Origin of the sequence: Clostridium sp., from assembly GCF_030532265.1 — a bacterium.
Taxonomy (GTDB): domain Bacteria; phylum Bacillota; class Clostridia; order Clostridiales; family Clostridiaceae; genus Clostridium.
Genome location: NZ_JAUNLM010000025.1, coordinates 1 through 21,088, shown reverse-complemented (window position 1 = coordinate 21,088; position 21,088 = coordinate 1). Strand labels below are relative to the sequence as shown.

35 protein-coding genes are annotated in these 21,088 nt (G+C 31.2%); 1 reads left to right on the top strand and 34 read right to left on the bottom strand.

Annotated elements, in window-relative coordinates; translation table 11 throughout:
* Positions 1-38: 38 nt before the first annotated feature.
* Complete coding sequence (locus Q4E08_RS07110; protein WP_303129663.1) at positions 39-200, bottom strand: hypothetical protein; 162 nt, start codon at positions 198-200, stop codon at positions 39-41.
* 264 nt (positions 201-464) lie between these two features.
* Between Q4E08_RS07110 and Q4E08_RS07105 the strand changes: the two genes are divergently transcribed.
* Positions 465-1,322 carry a YitT family protein gene (locus tag Q4E08_RS07105; protein ID WP_303129661.1) on the top strand — a complete coding sequence of 286 codons (858 nt, stop codon included), beginning with the start codon at positions 465-467 and terminating at the stop codon, positions 1,320-1,322.
* 43 nt (positions 1,323-1,365) lie between these two features.
* On the opposite strand, the gene Q4E08_RS07100 is transcribed toward Q4E08_RS07105, so the two are convergent.
* The 33 genes from Q4E08_RS07100 to rpmC all read right to left on the bottom strand — a co-directional run.
* Entirely contained in the window at positions 1,366-1,926 is a 561-nt protein-coding gene (locus Q4E08_RS07100) for a Fe-S-containing hydro-lyase (RefSeq protein WP_303129659.1), read from the bottom strand.
* 10 nt (positions 1,927-1,936) lie between these two features.
* The gene (locus Q4E08_RS07095) at positions 1,937-2,779 is read right to left on the bottom strand and encodes a fumarate hydratase (RefSeq protein ID WP_303129657.1); all 843 of its coding nucleotides are present in this window, start codon (positions 2,777-2,779) and stop codon (positions 1,937-1,939) included.
* Between the two features lie 211 nt (positions 2,780-2,990).
* On the bottom strand, positions 2,991-3,650 hold the full coding sequence (locus Q4E08_RS07090; protein WP_303129656.1) for an N-acetylmuramoyl-L-alanine amidase: 660 nt from the start codon (positions 3,648-3,650) through the stop codon (positions 2,991-2,993).
* 125 nt (positions 3,651-3,775) lie between these two features.
* Positions 3,776-5,395, bottom strand: a complete 1,620-nt coding sequence (locus Q4E08_RS07085; protein ID WP_303129655.1) for a Na/Pi cotransporter family protein — start codon at positions 5,393-5,395, stop codon at positions 3,776-3,778.
* A gap of 239 nt (positions 5,396-5,634) precedes the next feature.
* The gene (gene rpsI, locus Q4E08_RS07080) at positions 5,635-6,027 is read right to left on the bottom strand and encodes a 30S ribosomal protein S9 (RefSeq protein ID WP_303129654.1); all 393 of its coding nucleotides are present in this window, start codon (positions 6,025-6,027) and stop codon (positions 5,635-5,637) included.
* Between the two features lie 26 nt (positions 6,028-6,053).
* Positions 6,054-6,488, bottom strand: a complete 435-nt coding sequence (gene rplM / locus Q4E08_RS07075; RefSeq protein ID WP_003454462.1) for a 50S ribosomal protein L13 — start codon at positions 6,486-6,488, stop codon at positions 6,054-6,056.
* Positions 6,489-6,648: 160 nt separating this feature from the next.
* A complete protein-coding gene (gene truA, locus Q4E08_RS07070; RefSeq protein WP_303129648.1) occupies positions 6,649-7,386 on the bottom strand; it encodes a tRNA pseudouridine(38-40) synthase TruA in 738 nt (245 codons plus the stop codon).
* Positions 7,387-7,401: 15 nt separating this feature from the next.
* Positions 7,402-8,202 carry an energy-coupling factor transporter transmembrane protein EcfT gene (locus tag Q4E08_RS07065; protein WP_303129646.1) on the bottom strand — a complete coding sequence of 267 codons (801 nt, stop codon included), beginning with the start codon at positions 8,200-8,202 and terminating at the stop codon, positions 7,402-7,404.
* Positions 8,203-9,078, bottom strand: a complete 876-nt coding sequence (locus Q4E08_RS07060) for an energy-coupling factor transporter ATPase (protein ID WP_303129644.1) — start codon at positions 9,076-9,078, stop codon at positions 8,203-8,205.
* Entirely contained in the window at positions 9,063-9,908 is an 846-nt protein-coding gene (locus tag Q4E08_RS07055) for an energy-coupling factor transporter ATPase (protein ID WP_303129643.1), read from the bottom strand. The genes Q4E08_RS07060 and Q4E08_RS07055 overlap by 16 nt, the downstream gene beginning before the upstream one ends.
* A 224-nt stretch (positions 9,909-10,132) precedes the next feature.
* A complete protein-coding gene (rplQ, locus tag Q4E08_RS07050) occupies positions 10,133-10,474 on the bottom strand; it encodes a 50S ribosomal protein L17 (RefSeq protein WP_303129641.1) in 342 nt (113 codons plus the stop codon).
* A 12-nt stretch (positions 10,475-10,486) separates the two neighbouring features.
* Positions 10,487-11,434 carry a DNA-directed RNA polymerase subunit alpha gene (locus Q4E08_RS07045; protein ID WP_024615623.1) on the bottom strand — a complete coding sequence of 316 codons (948 nt, stop codon included), beginning with the start codon at positions 11,432-11,434 and terminating at the stop codon, positions 10,487-10,489.
* 93 nt (positions 11,435-11,527) lie between these two features.
* Positions 11,528-12,148, bottom strand: coding sequence for a 30S ribosomal protein S4 (gene rpsD, locus Q4E08_RS07040; RefSeq protein WP_024615622.1), 621 nt, complete (start codon positions 12,146-12,148; stop codon positions 11,528-11,530).
* Between the two features lie 28 nt (positions 12,149-12,176).
* Complete coding sequence (gene rpsK, locus Q4E08_RS07035) at positions 12,177-12,566, bottom strand: 30S ribosomal protein S11 (RefSeq protein ID WP_303129638.1); 390 nt, start codon at positions 12,564-12,566, stop codon at positions 12,177-12,179.
* A 15-nt stretch (positions 12,567-12,581) separates the two neighbouring features.
* On the bottom strand, positions 12,582-12,947 hold the full coding sequence (gene rpsM / locus Q4E08_RS07030; RefSeq protein ID WP_024615620.1) for a 30S ribosomal protein S13: 366 nt from the start codon (positions 12,945-12,947) through the stop codon (positions 12,582-12,584).
* A gap of 234 nt (positions 12,948-13,181) precedes the next feature.
* Positions 13,182-13,295 carry a 50S ribosomal protein L36 gene (rpmJ, locus tag Q4E08_RS07025; protein WP_003373491.1) on the bottom strand — a complete coding sequence of 38 codons (114 nt, stop codon included), beginning with the start codon at positions 13,293-13,295 and terminating at the stop codon, positions 13,182-13,184.
* Positions 13,296-13,334: 39 nt separating this feature from the next.
* Positions 13,335-13,553: a translation initiation factor IF-1 gene (gene infA / locus Q4E08_RS07020; RefSeq protein WP_024615619.1), complete on the bottom strand. Its 219-nt coding sequence runs from the start codon at positions 13,551-13,553 to the stop codon at positions 13,335-13,337.
* Between the two features lie 7 nt (positions 13,554-13,560).
* Positions 13,561-13,842 carry a KOW domain-containing RNA-binding protein gene (locus tag Q4E08_RS07015; protein WP_303129595.1) on the bottom strand — a complete coding sequence of 94 codons (282 nt, stop codon included), beginning with the start codon at positions 13,840-13,842 and terminating at the stop codon, positions 13,561-13,563.
* A 74-nt stretch (positions 13,843-13,916) separates the two neighbouring features.
* Complete coding sequence (gene map / locus Q4E08_RS07010; RefSeq protein ID WP_303129594.1) at positions 13,917-14,666, bottom strand: type I methionyl aminopeptidase; 750 nt, start codon at positions 14,664-14,666, stop codon at positions 13,917-13,919.
* Positions 14,666-15,316, bottom strand: a complete 651-nt coding sequence (locus Q4E08_RS07005) for an adenylate kinase (RefSeq protein WP_303129593.1) — start codon at positions 15,314-15,316, stop codon at positions 14,666-14,668. The genes map and Q4E08_RS07005 overlap by 1 nt, the downstream gene beginning before the upstream one ends.
* Positions 15,317-15,340: 24 nt before the next feature.
* Positions 15,341-16,618, bottom strand: a complete 1,278-nt coding sequence (gene secY, locus Q4E08_RS07000) for a preprotein translocase subunit SecY (protein WP_303129591.1) — start codon at positions 16,616-16,618, stop codon at positions 15,341-15,343.
* A gap of 2 nt (positions 16,619-16,620) precedes the next feature.
* The gene (rplO, locus tag Q4E08_RS06995) at positions 16,621-17,061 is read right to left on the bottom strand and encodes a 50S ribosomal protein L15 (protein WP_303129589.1); all 441 of its coding nucleotides are present in this window, start codon (positions 17,059-17,061) and stop codon (positions 16,621-16,623) included.
* Positions 17,062-17,082: 21 nt separating this feature from the next.
* Complete coding sequence (gene rpmD, locus Q4E08_RS06990; protein ID WP_303129587.1) at positions 17,083-17,262, bottom strand: 50S ribosomal protein L30; 180 nt, start codon at positions 17,260-17,262, stop codon at positions 17,083-17,085.
* A gap of 13 nt (positions 17,263-17,275) precedes the next feature.
* A complete protein-coding gene (gene rpsE, locus Q4E08_RS06985) occupies positions 17,276-17,773 on the bottom strand; it encodes a 30S ribosomal protein S5 (RefSeq protein ID WP_303129586.1) in 498 nt (165 codons plus the stop codon).
* 19 nt (positions 17,774-17,792) lie between these two features.
* Entirely contained in the window at positions 17,793-18,152 is a 360-nt protein-coding gene (rplR, locus tag Q4E08_RS06980) for a 50S ribosomal protein L18 (RefSeq protein WP_303129585.1), read from the bottom strand.
* A 23-nt stretch (positions 18,153-18,175) separates the two neighbouring features.
* The gene (gene rplF, locus Q4E08_RS06975) at positions 18,176-18,715 is read right to left on the bottom strand and encodes a 50S ribosomal protein L6 (RefSeq protein ID WP_303129584.1); all 540 of its coding nucleotides are present in this window, start codon (positions 18,713-18,715) and stop codon (positions 18,176-18,178) included.
* Positions 18,716-18,788: 73 nt separating this feature from the next.
* Positions 18,789-19,187, bottom strand: coding sequence for a 30S ribosomal protein S8 (rpsH, locus tag Q4E08_RS06970; protein WP_024615609.1), 399 nt, complete (start codon positions 19,185-19,187; stop codon positions 18,789-18,791).
* A 32-nt stretch (positions 19,188-19,219) separates the two neighbouring features.
* Positions 19,220-19,405, bottom strand: coding sequence for a type Z 30S ribosomal protein S14 (locus tag Q4E08_RS06965; RefSeq protein ID WP_024615608.1), 186 nt, complete (start codon positions 19,403-19,405; stop codon positions 19,220-19,222).
* 12 nt (positions 19,406-19,417) lie between these two features.
* Positions 19,418-19,960, bottom strand: coding sequence for a 50S ribosomal protein L5 (gene rplE / locus Q4E08_RS06960; protein ID WP_303129583.1), 543 nt, complete (start codon positions 19,958-19,960; stop codon positions 19,418-19,420).
* A gap of 22 nt (positions 19,961-19,982) precedes the next feature.
* Positions 19,983-20,297 (bottom strand): 50S ribosomal protein L24, encoded by a 315-nt coding sequence (rplX, locus tag Q4E08_RS06955; protein WP_303129582.1) that lies wholly within the window; start codon positions 20,295-20,297, stop codon positions 19,983-19,985.
* A 15-nt stretch (positions 20,298-20,312) separates the two neighbouring features.
* Positions 20,313-20,681, bottom strand: a complete 369-nt coding sequence (gene rplN, locus Q4E08_RS06950; RefSeq protein WP_024615605.1) for a 50S ribosomal protein L14 — start codon at positions 20,679-20,681, stop codon at positions 20,313-20,315.
* A 32-nt stretch (positions 20,682-20,713) separates the two neighbouring features.
* On the bottom strand, positions 20,714-20,968 hold the full coding sequence (gene rpsQ / locus Q4E08_RS06945; protein ID WP_024615604.1) for a 30S ribosomal protein S17: 255 nt from the start codon (positions 20,966-20,968) through the stop codon (positions 20,714-20,716).
* 22 nt (positions 20,969-20,990) lie between these two features.
* Positions 20,991-21,088 (bottom strand): 50S ribosomal protein L29 (gene rpmC / locus Q4E08_RS06940; protein WP_303129676.1); only part of this gene is annotated, 98 nt, incomplete at its 5' end.

Below are 21,088 nucleotides of genomic sequence, written 5' to 3'. Positions count from 1 at the left end.
CTTAAAAAAACATCTATCTTTGTTACGAAAATATTAAACTATTTATTTTCTATTTTAGTTTCTGAATTTATTTCATTGTTAAAACTGTTACTTTTATTATTTATAGATGTCTTTATTAAAATAAAAATACATATAAAAATTAATATAAATAATATAATCTTTTTTGTCTTTAAATTTCCAGGTAATCTAACTCTATTCATAATCATAAACCTCTCTTTTTTATAATATATTTTAATTATGTTTTATTTAAATAATACTGTCTATAAATTATATCTATATAATATAGATATATCCTTTTATTTAAAGGTATTTATACTATTAATGATTATATTAACCCTATTAGTAAATAATCCTAAATTCTAGCTAATTGTACTGCTTTTTACACATTAACTTTATTGTAAATTTTATATATAATATACGAAGGTATTTATATTTTTTTATGATAAATTTTTAGGAGAATTTTTATGATTAAACTATTAAAAAGTAAAACTTTTTTACTTGATGTAATTTTAATTTTTATTGGATGTATAATAGCTTCACTTGGAGTTAATTTATTTTTAACTCATGCTAGATTGTTAAGTGGTGGAGCTACCGGTGTTGCACTTATATTTCAATACTTAACCGGCGTCCAAGCAGGTATAGTTGTATTCTTATTAAATGTACCTTTATTTTTATTAAGCTATAAAAAACTTAGTAAATCTTTTACTCTTTATTCTGCTATTGGTATGTTATCATTATCCCTAGCACTTATTATAACAAAACCACTATCAACTCTTATAGCAGTTAATGATATTTTATTATATTGTATTTATGGTGGAGTTCTTTGTGGTGCAGGATATGGAATAGTTTTTTTAAGAAACGGATCTACTGGCGGAACTGATATTATAACTATGCTTATTAGAAAAAAATACTCTAATTTTGAAATTGGTAAGCTTGGATTTATATTAAATTGTATAATAGTTATATTAGGTGCTATAATTTTCGGTATACCTAAAGCACTATATACATTACTTTCTATATTTATTCAAGGAGTTGTCTTAGATAGAGTACTTAGAGGTTTAGATAGTAAAAAACTAATGCTTATAATAACAAGTCAAAGTCAAAATGTTATAGATTTTGTTATTAAAGATATTCATAGAGGTGTTACTTCAATTCCTATTGAAGGTGAATACACTCATAAAAAAGCTAAAATGCTTTATTGTGTTGTAAAAACTAGAGAAATGGTAACTTTAAAAAATAAAATTTACGCAATTGATCCCATGGCCTTTATTACAATAATGGATACATCTGAAGTAAAGGGTAAAGGCTTTAAAACAGTGTAAATAACAAAGGTAAGAGAATACTCTCTTACCTTTTATTAATTTATTACTTGCAATATAATTTTTTATACTCTTTTCTTCCTTTTAAATAAAGATTATTTCCCTCTGAATCTATTATAACAACTACTGGAAAATCCTTAACCTCTAATTTTCTTACTGCTTCTGCACCCAAATCCTCATAAAGTATTATCTCTGATTTTACTATACTTTTTCCTATAAGTGCAGCAGCTCCTCCAATTGCTCCGAAATAAACTGCTTTATTTTTCTTTATTGATTCAATTACTTCATCATTTCTAAGGCCTTTTCCAATCATTCCTTTAAGACCTAAATCTAAAAGTTTTGGTGAATAAGCATCCATTCTATAACTAGTTGTTGGACCTGCTGATCCTATAACTTGTCCTTCTCTAGCCGGAGTTGGTCCTACATAATATATTATTTCATTTTCTATATTTATAGGTAATTTTTCATCTTTGTCTATAAGTTCTATAAGTCTTTTATGTGCCGCATCTCTTGCTGTATATATAGTCCCTGATAAAAGAACAGAATCTCCACATTTTAAATCTTTAACTTTATCAATTGTTAAAGGTGTTGTTAGTTTCTTAACCATATATCCTCCTTTATATTACCGCATCTTTATGTCTTGTTGCATGACAACTTATATTTACCGCAACTGGTAAGCCTGCTATATGTGTTGGATAAGTTTCAATATTTACTCCTATTGCAGTTGTAAGTCCTCCAAAACCTTGCGGTCCTATACCCATTTTATTTATTTCCTTTAAAAGTTCCTTTTCTAAATTCTCATAAAATTCATTCTTATTTTTCTCATTAAGATTTCTAAGTAAAGCTTTTTTTGAAAGTAATGCTGCTTTTTCAAAAGTACCACCAATCCCAACTCCAACTACCATTGGTGGACATGGATTAGGTCCTGCCTCTTCTACAGTCTTTAATATAAACTTTTTTACACCTTCTAATCCATCTGAAGGTTTTAACATAGCTATTTTACTCATATTTTCAGAACCAAATCCTTTAGGTGCAACAGTTATTTTAACTTTATCTCCACTAACAATATTATAATTAATAATGGCCGGTGTATTATCTTTAGTATTAACTCTATCAATAGGGTCTTTAACTACTGATTTTCTTAAGTATCCCTTCTCATATCCTAATTTAACACCTTCATTTATCGCATCTTCAAGATTTCCATCTATAAAATGTACATCTTGTCCAATTTCTAAAAAAATACATGCCATACCAGTATCTTGACACATAGGCATATTTTCATTTTTTGCAATATTTGAATTATCAATTATCTTTTCCAAAACATCTCTTGCTATCTCATATTGTTCATTATTCTTATAAGATATCAATCTTTCCTTTACATCATCACCTATGTAATAATTTGAAGCTATACATAAATCTTTTACTGTATCTCTAACCATTTTTACACTTATTTCTCTCATAAAATCCCTCCCAATTTATAGTTTATAAATTTTCTATTAAATTTACAATATATTAATAAATATTATTTTAAAGTTTTCTTTAAAATAGATTAATCCTTTACTTTAATAATTATTAAATATACAATTTTATATTTTTTAAACTTTAAAAAGGGATTAATATTTTACATTAATCCCTAATTTCCTAGGAAATATGACTTTTGCTTTAATATTATTATTGATGCTTTTCACTAAAATATTTTTCTATACCAATTGTTATAGCCTCTACTAATTTATTTTGATATTCATCATTTTTTAAATTTTGCTCGTCTTCATAATTTGAAAGAAATCCACATTCAACTATTATACTTCCACCATCATACCCATCTCTTAATATTTTGTAATCATTTTTTGCATTTTTTGCAACCCTATTATTATTATTTTGAAGCTGTTCTTTAACAGAAAGTTGTATAGATTCAGCTAAATTTTTGCTTTTTTCATTATTAGAATACCAAACTTGAAGCCCTTTAGTATTTCCTGTTTTAAAAGCATTTTGATGTATTGATATAAAAATATCACAATCATTTTCTTTTTTCATTTTACATCTTAAATTTAAGTCTTCTATTTTCTTATTAGCTAAAGCTATATCATCTTCTCTAGTCATACTAACGTTATATCCCTTATTCTTTAAAATATCTTTAAGTTTTAAAGATATTTGAAGGTTAATATCTTTTTCTAATGTTCCATTTTTAGATTTTGTACCTCCATCATATCCACCATGACCAGGGTCTATCAATACTTTATAACTATTTTCATTATTCTCTAAAGCATTTACTCCTGTTGTTCCTAATAAAAAAAATATTAATGTTATAATAATGCTCTTTAGAAATTTCATAAACTCTCCTCCTAATTTAAGACTTATACCTCTATTATGTGATTAAGCATTTTAATTATTCTTGTAATAATTTCTATAAAAACTTTTATAAAAAAAGGACTAGATTAACTAGTCCTTAATTATTTCTAAAGTTCACTATCTTCAATAACACTTTCTGCAATATTCTTTGCATGATCACCTATTCTCTCAAAATTAGATATTAAGTCTAAGAATATAGCACCTGCATAAGCATTACACTTTCCATTATATAATCTCTTAATATGTTTCTCACTATATTCTTTCTGTGATGAATCAATTCTTTCCTCAACATTTTCAAGCGTTCTTGCTTTTTTAATATCTCTATTTTCATAACTTTCTATTGCTATTTCTAAAGCTGTTAATGTATAGTTATATATTTCTTCTAATTCCTTAATTGCATCTTCACTATACTGTAACTTCTTATTTGATCTTTGTATTGCAAGATCAGCTATATTTTCAGCATGGTCTCCAATTCTTTCAATATCATTTACTATATAAAAAGTTGATGCAACTATACTTTTTTCTTTATCTGATAATTCACATTTTGATAGTTTTACTAAATATGTTGTTATTTCTTCTTCTAAAGTATTTATTATACTTTCATTCTCATAAACCTTTTTTATCTGCTCTTCATCTTGATTCATAAAAGCACTCATTGATAACTCAAGATTTTGTTTTGCTTTATTTGCCATTCTTATAGTTTCTTTAATAACTTGTCCAGCAGCTATAACTGGTGTTTCAAGTAATCTATCATCAATGTACTTAGGACCAGCTTTTTCAATTTCATCCGTTCCTGGAACTAATTTATTTACTGCAAGAATTAAGTAATTTCTAAGTGGTAACATAATTAATGTATTAGCTATATTAAATACTGTATGTGAATTAGCTATTTGTCTTTGAACATCTCCAGGGCTCATTTGAGTGACAATGTTACCAATAATCCCTAAGAACGGTAAGAAAATTATTGTTCCTCCAACATTAAATATTAAATGTATTAAAGCTGCTTTATGGGCTGTCTTATTTGTTCCTATACTTGCAAGCATTGCTGTTATACAAGTACCAATATTACATCCAAATAATATTGGAAGAGCTGCATCTATATTTATTGCACCTGCTGTAGCAAGAGCTATAAGTATACCAGTAGTTGCTGATGAACTTTGAAGTATTGCTGTTATTGCTGCACCTGCTATAACACCTATAAACATATTATCACTAATTGCTATTACTAATTGTTCAAACATAGGTGATGCAGCAAGAGGCTTCATCGCATCGCTCATCATTCCCATTCCAGTAAATAATATACCAAATCCTAAAATTATATGTCCAATTTCTTTTCTCTTCTGAGCTTTTGCCATCATTACAATAGCTGCACCAACAAAAACAAAAATTGGAGCTATATCATCAAGTTTAAAAGCAACTAATTGAGCTGTTATAGTCGTACCTATATTAGCTCCCATTATTACACCAGCTGCTTGAGCTAAATTCATTAATCCTGCATTAACAAATCCAACTACCATTACTGTTGTTGCACTAGAACTTTGTATTACAGCAGTAACTGCTGCACCAACTAATACTGCAACTAATGGATTTGATGTAACTTTTTCAAGAATCTTTTTCAAACCCTCTCCAGCAGCATTTTCAAGACCATCTCCCATTAATTTCATTCCATAAAGAAATAGTCCTAATCCTCCCATTAAAGTTATAACTGTTGTAACTATAGAATTCAATATTGTTTCCTCCATCTACAATTTATTAATCATCTATTTAAATCATTAATTTTATGACTTAAGTGTACATTATTTATTAACATTTGTTAATATTAATAAATATTTTTTAACGTAGATTTAATATAAGGTTACATTTTCTTACAATTAAAATTTTGTAGAGATATTTATATAAATTGGTACAAAAAAAGAAGTATATACTGAGTATATACTTCTCTTTCCTGATATCCGTACCCCAAATATTATCTCTTTGAGAATTGTGGAGCTCTTCTTGCTTTTTTAAGACCGTATTTCTTTCTTTCAACCATTCTTGGGTCTCTAGTTAAGAATCCAGCTTTCTTTAATTCTGGTCTTAAGTTTTCGTCAGCTTTTAATAAAGCTCTTGATATACCATGTCTTATAGCTCCTGCTTGACCTGATAATCCACCACCATGAACGTTAACTAAAACGTCATATTTGTCTTTAGTTTCAGTTAAAACTAATGGTTGGTTAACTACAACTCTTAAAGTTTCTAATCCGAAATATGTTTCGATTTCTCTATTATTTACTATAACTCTACCTTCACCTGGTACAAGTCTTACTCTTGCAACTGATTTCTTTCTTCTTCCAGTTCCCATGTATTGAACTTTTGCCATTTGAACTCCTCCTCCCGAGCTTATAATTAGTATCTTAACTCAAGTACTTCTGGTTTTTGAGCAGCGTGATCGTGCTCAGCTCCTCTGTACACGTTTAATTTCTTTAACATTTTTCTTCCTAAAACGCCTGTTGGAAGCATTCTTCTAACTGCTTCTTCGAAAGCAAATTCAGGTTTCTTTTCTAAAACTTCTCTGTATGGAGTTTCTTTTAATCCACCAGCGTATAAGCTGTGTTTTCTTAACATTTTTTGGTCTAATTTCTTACCAGTTAAAACAACTTTCTCAGCGTTTATAACGATAACGAAATCTCCACAGTCAACATTTGGTGTAAATGTTGGCTTGTTCTTTCCTCTTAATATTGAAGCAACTTGGCTAGCAACTCTTCCTAGTGGCTTTCCAGCAGCGTCAACAACATACCATTTTCTTTCAACTTCTTGTGCTTTTGCAATGTATGATTTCATCTATGTTTCCCTCCTTGAACTTACGATTAGCAATATGTAATATTGCATTTATGTTAAGATCTTTCAAACTAGATCTTATATACATAAATATTCTAACAAACATACACTATTATAATACACGCTTACGGGCGTGTCAATGTATTTATTTAAAATTTTTATATTAATAATAAACTTTTTCTAAAAGAAGCCCATTAGCCGGAACACAAAAACCAGAACGTTCTCTTTTACCTTCATTTATTATTGATTTTATATCATTTGAAGCTATTTTTCCTCTTCCAACTTCAATTAAAGTTCCAACTATTATTCTAACCATATTATATAAAAAACCATCAGCAGTTACATATATCTTTATTATGTTATTATCATTTTCTATATGTAAATCTTTAATGGTTCTAACGGATGTTTTCACAGAACTTCCGCTACTTTTAAAAGCACTAAAATCATGAGTTCCTATAAAATAATTACAGGCTTTCTTCATTTCTTCTATATTCAATACTTCTCTTACATGATAAGAATAATTTCTATATAAAGAAACCTTCTCAAATCTGTTTATAATAGTATAACAATATGTTTTTCCTTTGCTATCATATCTTGCATGAAACTCTTTGTCTACTTCTTCTGATTTTATTATGGCTATATCATCTGGAAGCTTTGTATTTATAGCTTCTCTAAACTTATCTGCTGGAACTCTACTATCTGTTAAGAAATTAGCTACCATACCTTTTGCGTGAACCCCTGAATCTGTCCTAGAACTTCCTATTAATGAAACTTCTTTCTTTACAATTTTTTGTATAGCTTTTTCTAATACTTCTTGAATAGTTTTACTATTATTCTTTTGTTTTTGCCATCCAAAATAATTTGTTCCGTCATATTCTATTGTAAGCTTTATATTTTTCATCTAAAATCACCTTTACTAGTAAATTCTAATAATTATACTAATTATAAATAAAACACCAAATATAACCCATGCTATAAAATCATTTTTAGTAAACTTTAATTGCTTCATTCTAGTTCTTCCTGAGCCACCTCTATAACATCTTGCTTCCATAGCCATAGCAAGTTCATCAGCTCTTCTAAACGAACTAATAAATAAAGGTACTAAAAGTGGTATTAAACTCTTTGCTTTTTGAATTATTCCACCTGATTCAAAATCTGCTCCTCTAGCTTTTTGCGCTTTCATTATTTTATCCGTTTCATCCATTAATGTTGGTATAAATCTTAATGCTATAGTCATCATCATAGCTAATTCATGTGCTAATTCTTTTCCTATAGGTCTAAGCAGTCTTTCTATACCGTCTGTTAACTCTATAGGTGATGTTGTTAAAGTAAGAAGTGAAGTTCCAACAACTAAGAATATTAATCTAAGAGCCATAAATACAGCAGTTCTAACGCCCTCTGTATAAATTTTCAAAAATCCAAAATGGAATAATAAAGTATCTTCAGTTCCTCTTATCATAAATATATTAAGTATTGATGTAAATACAACTAAAAAAATAATTGGTTTTAATCCCTTTAATATAAATTTTGGTGGCACCTTTGAATTTATAATCACTGCTGCAATAAAAGCTACAACAAAAATATACCCCACAAACTTATCTATTATAAATAAAGATACTATAAAAAGTAATGATATTAATATCTTTGTTCTAGGGTCTAATTTATGTGTAAATGATTCTCCTGGTACATATTGCCCTATAGTTATATCTTTTATCACCTATTTCACTCCCTCACTATTTTTATTATTTTTAAATATCTTTAATAATTCTTTTTTGCACTGCTCTATTGTATACACTTCATCACTTACATTAAACCCTTTATTTCTAAGTTCTCTCATAAGATAAGTAACTTGTGGTACACCAAGTCCTATATTTTCTAGTGTATCAACTTCTTTAAAAACTTCTGAAGGAGTACCTTGTAAAGCTACCTTTCCTTTATTCATAACTATTACTTTTTCTGCTATTTTAGCTACATCTTCCATACTATGACTTACAAGTATTATTGTCATATTATATTTTTCATGAAGAATCTTTATCTGATCTAATATATCATCTCTTCCCTTCGGGTCTAACCCTGCTGTAGGCTCATCCAAAATTAAAATTTTTGGTTCCATAGCTACAACTCCTGCTATAGCTACTCTTCTCTTCTGACCTCCACTTAAATCAAATGGAGACTTATTCTTATAAAACTCATAATCAAGACCAACCATTTCCATTGATTTTATTACACGTCTATGTATCTCATCTTTATCTAAACCTAAATTTGTAGGACCATATGATATATCCTTTTCAATGGTTTCCTCGAATAATTGGTATTCCGGATATTGAAATACCAAACCAACCTTTTTTCTAACATCTGAAAGCTTCACACCTTCTTTTGTTATATCATCACCATCTACAATAATTTTACCTGATGTTGCTTCTAATAATCCATTCATATGTTGTATTAATGTTGATTTTCCTGAACCAGTATGACCTATTAAAGCAACAAATTCCCCATCTTTTATATCTATATTTACATCATCTAATGCTTTTTTTTCAAAAGGCCCATTTTGCATATATACATGTGTTAAATTCTCTATTTTAATTGACATAACGCATTCACCATCTCATCTACATTTATTATTTTGCTATCTAAATTTATACCTTCTTTTGATAATTCATAACTTAACTCTGTTACTTGTGGCACATCTAACCCAATTTTTTTCATAAGCTCTACTTTTGAAAAAACCTCTTTTGGAGTTCCACCCATAATAAGCTTCCCATCGTCCATAACTACTATTCTATCAGCTTCAGCAGCTTCATCCATATAATGAGTTATTAAAACGATTGTAATACCATATTCTTTATTTATCTCTTTTATATTCTTTATAACTTCTTTTCTGCCTGATGGATCAAGCATTGCTGTTGGTTCATCAAATATTATACATTCAGGCTTCATAGCTAATATTCCTGCTATAGCAACCCTTTGTTTTTGTCCTCCTGATAAAAGGTGCGGAGCGTGTCTTTTATATTCACTCATTCCAACCTTTTCTAAACTTTCATCAACACGTTTTCGTATTTCTTTAGGATCTATTCCTAAATTCTCAGGTCCAAAGGCTACATCTTCCTCAACTATTGTTGCTACCATTTGATTATCTGGATTTTGAAATACCATACCAGCCTTAGCTCTAACATCCCATATTCTCTCTTCATCCTTTGTATTAATTCCATCAACATAAACAACACCATCTGTAGGTAAAAGTAAAGCATTCATATGTTTAGCAAGCGTTGATTTACCTGAACCATTATGTCCTAATACAACTAAAAATTCACCCTTTTTAACTGTTAAATCAACACCATTAATAGCATATTTTTCAATACCCTCTTCATGTGATGTATACTTAAAAACTAAATTCTCACATTTTATCATTTCTTGACTCATTTGGTCCTCCATAAAATTATACTAACTATTATTTTATTTGCTATTTAAATAATATACTATATACAAGTGTAACTTAAATGTATATACATTTAAGAATATTATATACCATAAATTTCAACTTTCAACTGTATTCAGAATATTTAAATCATTACACCTCTATATAATTTACTTTTATATATAACAAAACGGGGACTAAGATCACATCTTAATCCCCATCAAAATGATTAAACTAATTCAAGTATAACCATTTCTGCTCCGTCTCCTCTTCTAGGACCTTTTTTATACATTCTTGTATATCCACCGTTTCTTTCAGTGTATTGTGGAGCTATATTATCAAATAAATGTTTTACTACAGCTTCTTCTTGAACAAAAGCTAATACTTGTCTTCTAGCGTGAAGATCTCCTCTTTTAGCAAGAGTGATCATTTTTTCAGCTAAACTTCTAGTTTCTTTTGCTCTAGTTTCAGTTGTTTCAATCTTACCATGCTTTAAAAAACTAGTTACTAAGTTTCTTAGCATAGCTCTTCTTTGGTCTGATGAAAGACCTAACTTACGATTAACTGCCATGGATTTACCTCCTTACTCGTCGCCTAGCTTTAAGCTTAAGCCTAACTCTTTAAGCTTCTTTTCAACTTCTTCTAAGGATTTCTTTCCTAGATTTCTTACCTTCATCATATCATCCATTGATCTGTTAGCAAGTTCTTGAACTGTATTTATACCAGCTCTCTTTAAACAGTTATATGATCTAACTGATAAGTCAAGCTCTTCTACAGTCATCTCTAGTACTTTTTCCTTTTTATCTTCTTCTTTTTCTATCATAATTTCAACATCATTAGTCTCATCTGTTAATGACATGAATAATTTAAAATGTTCTATTAAGATTTTAGCTGATAAGCTTATAGCTTCATCAATCTTTATAGTTCCATTAGTCCAAATTTCAAGTGTTAACTTATCGTAGTCAGTAATTTGACCAACTCTAGTATTTTCTACTTTAAAGTTAACTCTCTTAACTGGTGTATATATTGAATCAACAGCTATTGCTGATATTGGTAGATCTTCACTCTTATTTTTATTTTGAGTAACATATCCTCTACCTCTGTTTACAGTTAACTCCATATAAAGTCTTCCGTCGTTGTCTAAAGTTGCTATATGTAAATCTTTATTAACAACCTCAACATCTCCATCAGTTTTTATATCTGCTCCTGTAACAACACCAGGTCCCTTTGCATCTATATATATAGTTTTTGGACCTTCACCATTCATTCTTAAAGCTAAAGCTTTAATGTTAAGAATTATTTCTGTAACATCTTCTTTAACTCCTTGTATTGTAGAAAACTCATGAAGTACACCATCAATTTTAACTGAAGTAGTTGCAACTCCAGGTAATGATGATAATAATATTCTTCTTAGGGCATTTCCTAATGTAATACCATATCCTCTTTCTAATGGTTCAACAACGTACTTACCATAAGTACCGTCTTCATTTGCCTCTACACATTCAATTATTGGCTTTTCGATTTCTAACATACGAACCCTCCTTATTTTTAAAATGGCAACCTTATTCTGAGGGCAACTGATTCTATATTTGTTATAAATTTATATTTCTAACAAATACTACAATTATTTGCTGTATAACTCAACGATAAGAGTTTCATTAACTGGTACGTCAATATCTTCTCTTGTTGGTTCAGCAACTACTTTGCCTTCGTAGTTTTCAACGTTAGCTTCTAACCATTTTGGTAAAGTCTTTGGATTTTCAACGAAAGTTTTGAACTTTTCGCTTCCTCTACTCTTTTCAGCAACAGTTATTACATCGTTAACTGATACTCTGTATGAAGGAATGTCAACTCTCTTACCATTTACTAAGAAATGTCCGTGGTTAACTAATTGTCTTGCTTCTTTTCTTGAAGCTCCGTATCCTAATCTATAAACAACGTTATCTAATCTTAATTCTAATAACATTAATAAGTTTTCACCAGTGATACCCTTCATGTGTTCAGCCTTTTCATAGTATGATCTGAATTGACCTTCTAACACTCCGTATATTCTTCTAGCTTTTTGCTTTTCTCTAAGTTGTACACCATAGTTAGATAATTTCTTTCTAGCTGCTCCGTGTTGTCCTGGTGCATAACTTCTTCTTGTGAAAGCACATTTATCTGTATAACATCTATCCCCTTTAAGGAATAATTTCATGCCTTCTCTTCTACATAATCTACATGTAGCTCCAGTATATCTTGCCATTAATTACACCTCCTGTATGAATCAAATACTAGACTCTTCTTCTTTTTGGTGGTCTACATCCGTTGTGTGGGATTGGAGTAACATCTTTTATTAAAGTTACTTCTAATCCTGCTGCTTGTAATGATCTGATTGCTGCTTCTCTTCCAGCACCAGGTCCTTTTACATATACTTCAACGCTCTTTAAACCGTGTTCCATTGCTGCATTAGCTGCAGTTTCTGCTGCCATTTGTGCTGCGAATGGTGTACTTTTTCTTGATCCTCTGAAACCTAGAGCTCCAGCACTTGACCATGATAACGCATTTCCTTGAGCGTCTGTTAAAGTAACTATTGAATTGTTGAAAGTTGACTTGATATGTGCTGCACCATGTTCAACATTTTTTCTATCTTTTCTTCTTCTAGTTTTTTTAACCTTTGCCATTGCTTTCCCTCCTAACTATTTCTTTTTGTTTGCAATAGTCTTCTTTGGACCTTTTCTTGTTCTTGCATTAGTCTTAGTTTTTTGTCCTCTTACTGGAAGACCTTTTCTATGTCTAATTCCTCTATAACATCCAATTTCTACTAATCTCTTGATGTTTAAAGCTACTTCTCTTCTTAAGTCTCCTTCGATAGTAAGATCCTTAATGTAAGTTCTTAAAGCATTAACTTCATCTTCAGTTAAATCCTTAACTCTTGTGTCTGGATTTATTCCTGTAGCTGCTAATATTTTATGAGAAGTAGATAATCCTATTCCATAAATATAAGTTAAACCTATTTCAACTCTTTTTTCTCTTGGTAGGTCTATACCTGCTATTCTTGCCATTAAAATTTACACCTCCTGGTAATTGAAATGCCTAAAAATTTATTATCTTCAATCTTTGAAGATATGAATATATATAATAAAATTTTAGGTAATAGAGAAAATTTTCTCTATTATCAGCCGCTCCTAAAATCTAATTATTTAATTAAATGCCTATATAATGATATTTGACTTTGACAAAAAAGTCAATAAATTTTAAATACCTAATCTGTATTTTTTGTCTAATATTTATCTATATTAGCCTTGTTTTTGCTTGTGCTTTGGATTTTCACAGATTACCATTACTCTTCCTTTTCTTTTAATTACTTTGCACTTTTCGCAAATAGGCTTAACTGATGGTCTTACTTTCATCGCTAACCCTCCTTGTAATATTTGATAGACTATCCTATCTTATTTTGCTCTCCAAGTAATTCTACCTTTTGTTAAGTCATATGGAGAAAGCTCCACTGTAACTTTATCACCAGGTAAAATTCTTATGAAGTTCATTCTTAATTTTCCTGATATATGTGCTAGAATTTTGTGCCCACTTTCAAGTTCAACTTGGAAGTTAGCATTAGGTAAGGATTCTAAAACGACTCCTTGCATTTCTATAACATCATCTTTTGACATAAGGTAATCAACCCTCCTTAACAATGCCTTTTAATTTTAAAAATCTCTTAATTTTTAAGTCAGTATCTTTCCTATCGCTGACAATGGCTGATTTTATTTGTTCATCTATATCTTCCAAAATTCTCAAATGCTTAACCTGTTTTTTCTTAGGTTTATTGATTGTTTTTGTATCACCATTTGATAATAACACAAACTTATCATCAATTACATCTATTATTATATATAAATGATTTTTATCTCTACCAGCTAAAGAAAGTACTACCTTCCCAATCAAGTCATTGTTTTGCAAATTTTTCACCTCGATGATTACCTTAGCAATAAACTGCTCCAATAACTTAAGCAAATTTATAACTAAGCAACACTTTATTTAACTAGTGTTAATATTTCGGGACCATCTGGTAAAATTGCAACTGTATTTTCGTAATGTGCTGACAGTTTTCCATCACTTGTTACAACCGTCCAATTATCTTTTAAAGTTCTTACTCTAAAGGATCCTTCATTAACCATTGGTTCTATAGCTAAAACCATGCCCTTTGTAAGTATTGGACCTCTACCTGGTCTACCGAAATTTGGTACTTCAGGATCTTCATGTAGATCTCTGCCTATCCCGTGTCCTACAAAACTTTTCACAACTGAAAATCCATTTGATTCAACATAATTTTGTATTCCACTAGATATATCTGATAATCTATTTCCAATTTGAGCGAACTTAATTCCCTCAAAGAAACAATCTCTTGTAACTTGTATAAGCTTTTTTGCACTTTCTGAAACATTTCCTACAGGAAAAGTTCTCGCTGCATCTCCATGATAACCATCAATTAAAGCTCCACAATCGATACTGACTATGTCACCATCTTTTAATATGTAACCTCCCGGTATACCATGAACTACTTGCTCATTAACAGAAATACATAATGTAGCTGGAAAACCATATAATCCTTTGAAAGATGGTATAGCTCCTTGCTCTATTATAAACTTTTCTGCTATTGTATCCAATTCTTTAGTGCTTATACCTGGTTTTATATTTTTTTCTAATAATAGAAGTGTTTCTCCTACTATTTTTCCTGCTTTTCTCATCAGGTTAAGTGCTAAATCATCTTTAATTTGAATCATTATTTAGCGCTTCCTAATATATCGCATATACTTTCAAATACTTCATTAATGGCTTTTGTTCCATCAACTGTTGAAAGTAAATTCTTTTCTCTGTAAAAATCAATTAGTGGTTGAGTTTGCTTTTCGTATACGTCAAGTCTTTCTTTTACAGTTTCTTCTGTATCATCTTTTCTTTGTACTATATCACTACCACAAAGATCACATTTTCCTTCAACCGCTGGTGGATTGAACTTAACGTGATAACTTGCTCCGCATGCTGGGCATACTCTTCTTCCAGTCATTCTTTCTAGTATGAATTCACTTGGAACTTCAATACATAGCGCTGTATCTAATCCCTCATTTCTACTATCTAAGAACTCTTGTAGAGCTTCAGCTTGAGCAACTGTTCTTGGAAAACCATCTAATAGGTATCCATTTTTACAGTCTTCTTCTTGAAGTCTATCTTTAACCATATCTATAGTTACTGAATCCGGTACTAATTGCCCGTTATCCATATATTTTTTAGCTTCAATTCCTAAAGGAGTATTTTCTGAAATATTCTTTCTAAAAATATCTCCTGTTGAAATATGTGGAATTGAATATCTATTACTAATTGATTTTGCCTGTGTTCCTTTTCCTGCTCCAGGAGGACCTAGTAAAATAATTTTCACGGGCATCATCTCCATTATTTAATCTTATTTAAGAAATCCTTTGTAGTGTCTCATTATCATTTGTGATTCTAGTTTTCTTGTGAAATCTAGAGCAACACTCACTACAATAAGAAGTGCTGTTCCCCCAAATTGTATTCCTTTGAATGCAGTATAGTTATTTATAACTATTGGTGTTACAGCAAGTAGTGCTGCAAATATTCCACCTATGAAAGATACTCTATTAAGAATACTTTCAAAGTATAAAGTTGTAGGCTCACCTGGTCTAATACCCGGTATAAATCCAGCAGATTTATGCAAGTTCTCTGACATTTCTTCTGGTTTAAATGTAACTTGAGTATAGAACCATGTAAAGAATATAGTTAATATTGAATAAACGATTGGATACATCCAAGTTTTGCTATTAAATATACTCCAAGGACTACTAGTAACCCATTTTGCCCATTCATGTTGTGGAAAGAATCCAGCAATTGTTGGTAGGAATTGCATTACTGACATAGCAAATATTATTGCTATTACAGCTGATCCTACAATGCTTAAAGGAATATGAGTTGACTGTCCCTTCATAACCTTGTTCCCAACTGCCTTGCCTGCGTATTGCACAGGAATTCTTCTTTCAGCAAGTGAGAAGAATATTACTCCTGCAAGTGTTGCTAAAGCAAACACTATAAATAATGCTATTTCTACAATACTTATTTCTCCTGAGTTTTCTAAAATCATCATAGACTTAAGTGTCATTGGTAATCTAGAAACTATATTTACAAATATTAAGATTGAAACACCGTTTCCAAAACCTTTAACGGTAATTTGGTCTCCTAACCACATACAGAATGTAGATCCAACAACTAATGCTAAAATGACTACTATCATTTGTACAGTTTTCATACCAATGGTTGCTCCCATTTGAGAAATAGTAGCATACATTCCAAATGCAAGAATTACTGCAATTACAATAGATACATATCTAGTAGCATTTTGTATCTTTTTCCTACCTTCTTCACCTTCTTTTTGAAGTTGTTCTAATGAAGGTATCGCGATTGTTAAAAGCTGCATTATAATTGATGCATTAATGTATGGCATTACACCAAGAGCAAAAATACTAAATCTACTGAAGGCTCCTCCTGATATTAAATCATAGAAACCCATCAAATTACCTGATTGAGTTAAACTTTTTAAATAATCAGCGCTAATCCCAGGAACAGGAATATGACTTCCCATCCTAAAGATTGCCACTAAAAATATTGTCCAGTAAAATCTCTTTCTCAGTTCAGGTACCTTCCAGGCATTACGTAGGGTTGATAGCATTCTTATTTCACCTCAACTTTTCCTCCAGCTGCTTCGATTTTTTCGATAGCAGATTTTGAGAACTTACATCCTTTAACAGTTAAGTTCTTTTCTAAGTTTCCGTTTCCAAGAATCTTAACTCCGTCCATTACTTTAGAAACAACTCTTCTTTCTAGTAATACTTCTGGAGTAACTTCTGTACCGTTTTCAAAAATGTTTAATCTATCTACATTTATGCTAACGATCTTTTTAGCGAAGATATTAGTGAATCCTCTCTTAGGAAGTCTTCTGTATAATGGCATTTGACCACCTTCGAATCCTGGTCTAACTCCACCACCTGATCTAGCGTTTTGTCCTTTTTCACCTTTACCAGCGTTTCTTCCTAAACCTGAACCAGTTCCTCTTCCTACTCTCTTAGGAGCTTTTCTGCTTCCAGCTGCTGGTTTTAATTCATGAAGTTTCATACGTCTTGCACCTCCTCTTTATTATACTTCTTCTACTTTTAACATGTAGCTTATCTTTTTGATCATACCATTGATTTGAGGAGTTCCCTCATGCTCTACTGTTTTACCTATTTTCTTAAGTCCAAGGGCATTTGCAGTAGCGATATGGTCTTTTTTTCTACCGATTAAGCTTTTTACAAGAGTAACTCTTAACTTAGCCATGCAATTTCCCCTCCTAACCTAATATTTCTTCAACAGATTTTCCTCTTAATTTAGCAATATCTTCTGCTGTTCTTAAGTTTGCTAATCCGTTGATTGTAGCTTTTACCATGTTGTTAGGATTGTTTGAACCTAATGATTTAGCTCTAACATCCTTTATTCCTGCTAATTCAAGTACAACTCTAGCTGGACCTCCAGCGATAACTCCTGTACCTTCTTTAGCTGGCATGATAAGAACGTCTCCTCTTCCAAATCTTCCGTGGATTTCGTGAGGAACTGTATTTCCTACCATTGAAACTGATACTAAGTTTTTCTTAGCGTCTTCAATTCCTTTTTTAATTGCTTCAGGTATTTCGATAGATTTACCCATTCCAACTCCAACGTGTCCGTTCTCGTCTCCAACAACAACTAGAGCTGCGAATCTGAAGTTTCTACCACCTTTAACAACCTTAGTAACTCTGTTTATGTTAACAACCTTTTCTTTAAGGTCTAGTGTACTAGGATCGATTCTCATTTATTTCCCTCCTCGTTTCTTAGAATTTTAAGCCTGCTTCTCTAGCACCTTCAGCTAATGATTGAACTCTTCCGTGATATACATATCCGCCTCTATCGAAAACAACTTCTGTTAATCCTTTTTCAAGTGCTTTCTTAGCAACTAATTCACCAACTAGTTTAGCGCCTTCTTTATTTCCGCCCTTAGCTGAGAAATCTTTCTCTAAGCTTGAAGCAGCAACTATTGTTACAGCGTTTATATCATCTATTATTTGTGCATAGATATTTTTTTCACTTCTGTATACTGAAAGTCTTGGTCTTTCAGGAGTACCGAAAACTTTCTTACGCACTCTTAAGTGACGTCTCTTTCTGCTAGCTTTTCTGTCTGCTTTTTTGAACATATAAAGCTCACTCCTTTCTTTTATTACTTACCAGTTTTACCTTCTTTACGTCTGATAACTTCGTCTTCGTATCTTATACCTTTACCCTTGTATGGTTCTGGTTTTCTCCATTTTCTTATTTGAGCTGCTGCTTCTCCAACTTTTTGCTTGTTGATTCCTTTTACAACAACTTTTGTAGCTTCAGGTATTTCGATTTCGATACCATCCATAATTTCTATTTCAACTGGATGTGAATATCCAAGGTTCATAACAAGTTTATTTCCTTGTTTTTGAGCTCTGTAACCAACACCGTTTAAGATTAAAGTCTTTTGGAATCCTTTTTCAACTCCATTAACCATGTTGTTTATAAGTGCTCTTGTTAATCCGTGAAGAGCTCTGTGCTCTTTAACGTCACTAGGTCTAGTTACAACAACTTCGTTGTTTTCAACCGTAATATTAATGTCTTTGTGCATAGCTTCTACTAACTCACCCTTAGGTCCTTTTACAGTAACAACGTTATCTGGTGTTACTGTAACTGTGATACCAGCAGGGATAGCAATTGGTAATCTACCTACTCTTGACATAATTGCACCTCCTGTTTTTCTCTATCTGCATACATATGTTAAAATCTCTCGATTATATAATCTTATTTAAATACTACCAAACGTAGCAAAGAACTTCTCCACCTACGCCATTCTTTCTAGCTTCTCTATCAACCATTATTCCCTTTGATGTTGAGATAACAGCGATTCCTAAACCATTAAGAACCTTAGGAGTTTCATCCTTCTTGCAGTATACTCTTAATCCTGGTTTTGATATTCTCTTTAATCCAGTGATTACTCTTTCATTGTTAGCTCCATACTTAAGAGTTATTCTTAACATTGGAACTACTCCATCATTGTATTCATCAATTTCTTTGATGTATCCTTCTTGTAATAATATATTTGCAACGGCCTTCTTTACATTTGATGAAGGTACCTCTACTACTTCATGTTTAACAGCATTTGCGTTTCTTATACGTGTTAGCAAATCTGCTATAGGATCTGTCATAACCATTTAATGTGCCTCCTTTCACTATATCTTCAGTATTACCAACTTGCTTTTTTACAACCAGGGATTTGGCCTTTATATGCAAGTTCTCTGAAACAGATACGGCATATACCGAATTTCTTTAATACAGAATGTGGTCTTCCGCATATTCTGCATCTAGTATAAGCTCTTGTCTTATACTTAGGTGTTTTATTCCACTTTTCTATCATCGCTTTACGTGCCATCTTTATCCCTCCTTATTGTTGAGCAAATGGCATGCCAAGGAATCTTAATAATTCTCTTGCTTCTTCGTCAGTGTTTGCTGTTGTAACGAAGATAATATCCATTCCTCTTACTTTGTCGATTTTATCGTACTCTATTTCTGGGAATATTAATTGTTCTTTAATTCCTAGTGAGTAGTTTCCTCTTCCATCAAATGATTTAGCTGAAACTCCTCTGAAATCTCTAACTCTTGGTAAAGCAATTGACATTAACTTGTCAGCAAATTCATACATATTTGCCTTTCTTAATGTAACTTTACATCCTAATGCCATATTTTCTCTAATCTTAAAGTTAGCAACTGATTTCTTAGCTCTTGTTAATATAGGCTTTTGTCCTGATATTAATGTTAAATCGCTAACAGCTGATTCTAAAACTTTTTGATTGTCCTTAGCTTCACCAACTCCCATGTTGATTACTATCTTTTCAAGTCTTGGGACTTGCATTATATTTTTATATCCAAACTTTTCTATCATAGCTGGAATTATTTCTTTTTCATACTTTTCTTGAAGTCTTGTCATATTGTTAACCTCCTTTCAGTTTTTAGAATGTTTCTCCGCACTTCTTGCATACTCTAACCTTAGAACCATCTTCTAAGATTCTATTGCTAATTCTAGTAGCTTTTTTGCACTTTGTACAATATAACATTACTTTTGAGCTGTTTATTGCAGCTTCTTTTTCGATTATAGCACTTTCAGCTTGAGTTCTACCTGCTTTTTGGTGCTTCTTTACTATATTAACTCCTTGAACTAGTACTTTACCAGTTTTTGGGTATACCTTTAAAACTTCACCTGTTTTACCTTTATCTTTTCCTGATATAACTACAACTGTGTCGTTCTTTCTTACATGGATTTTCAAATCAGCCACCTCCTCTTATAGAACTTCTGGTGCTAATGATAATATCTTATTAAATTCTTTATCTCTTAGCTCCCTAGCAACAGGTCCGAAGATACGTGTTCCTCTTGGTTGCTTATCATCTTTTATTATAACTGCAGCATTCTCATCAAATCTTATGTATGATCCATCTGCTCTTCTTAATCCTTTTACTGATCTAACAATAACAGCTTTAACAACGTCACCTTTTTTAACAACTCCGCCTGGTGTTGCACTTTTAACGCTGGCAACTATTATGTCTCCAATGTTACCGTACTTTCTCTTAGATCCGCCTAATACTCTGATACACATTATTTCCTTAGCGCCTGAGTTATCAGCAACTTTTAATCTAGTTTGTTGTTGTATCATTAGATTACCCTCCTTTCAGTCTTTAAGCTATATTACTTAGCTTTTTCAACTATCTCAACAAGTCTCCATCTCTTATCCTTTGATAAAGGTCTTGTTTCCATTATTAATACTCTATCGTTAACTTTAGCTTCATTATTTTCATCATGAACTTTGAATTTAGTTGTTCTGTTAACAGTTTTTCCGTATAGTGGATGTCTTACTTTAGTTTCGATTGCAACTACTATAGTCTTATCCATTTTATCGGAAACAACTCTTCCAACTTTCTTTTTTCTTAGTCCTCTTTCCATTAAGGCTTACCTCCTTCCAGATCTACTGTTCAACAACCCTTAACTCTTCTTCTCTTAAGATGGTCTTTATTTGGGCTATAGATTTCTTTACTTCTCTTATTCTCATAGGATTTTCTAATT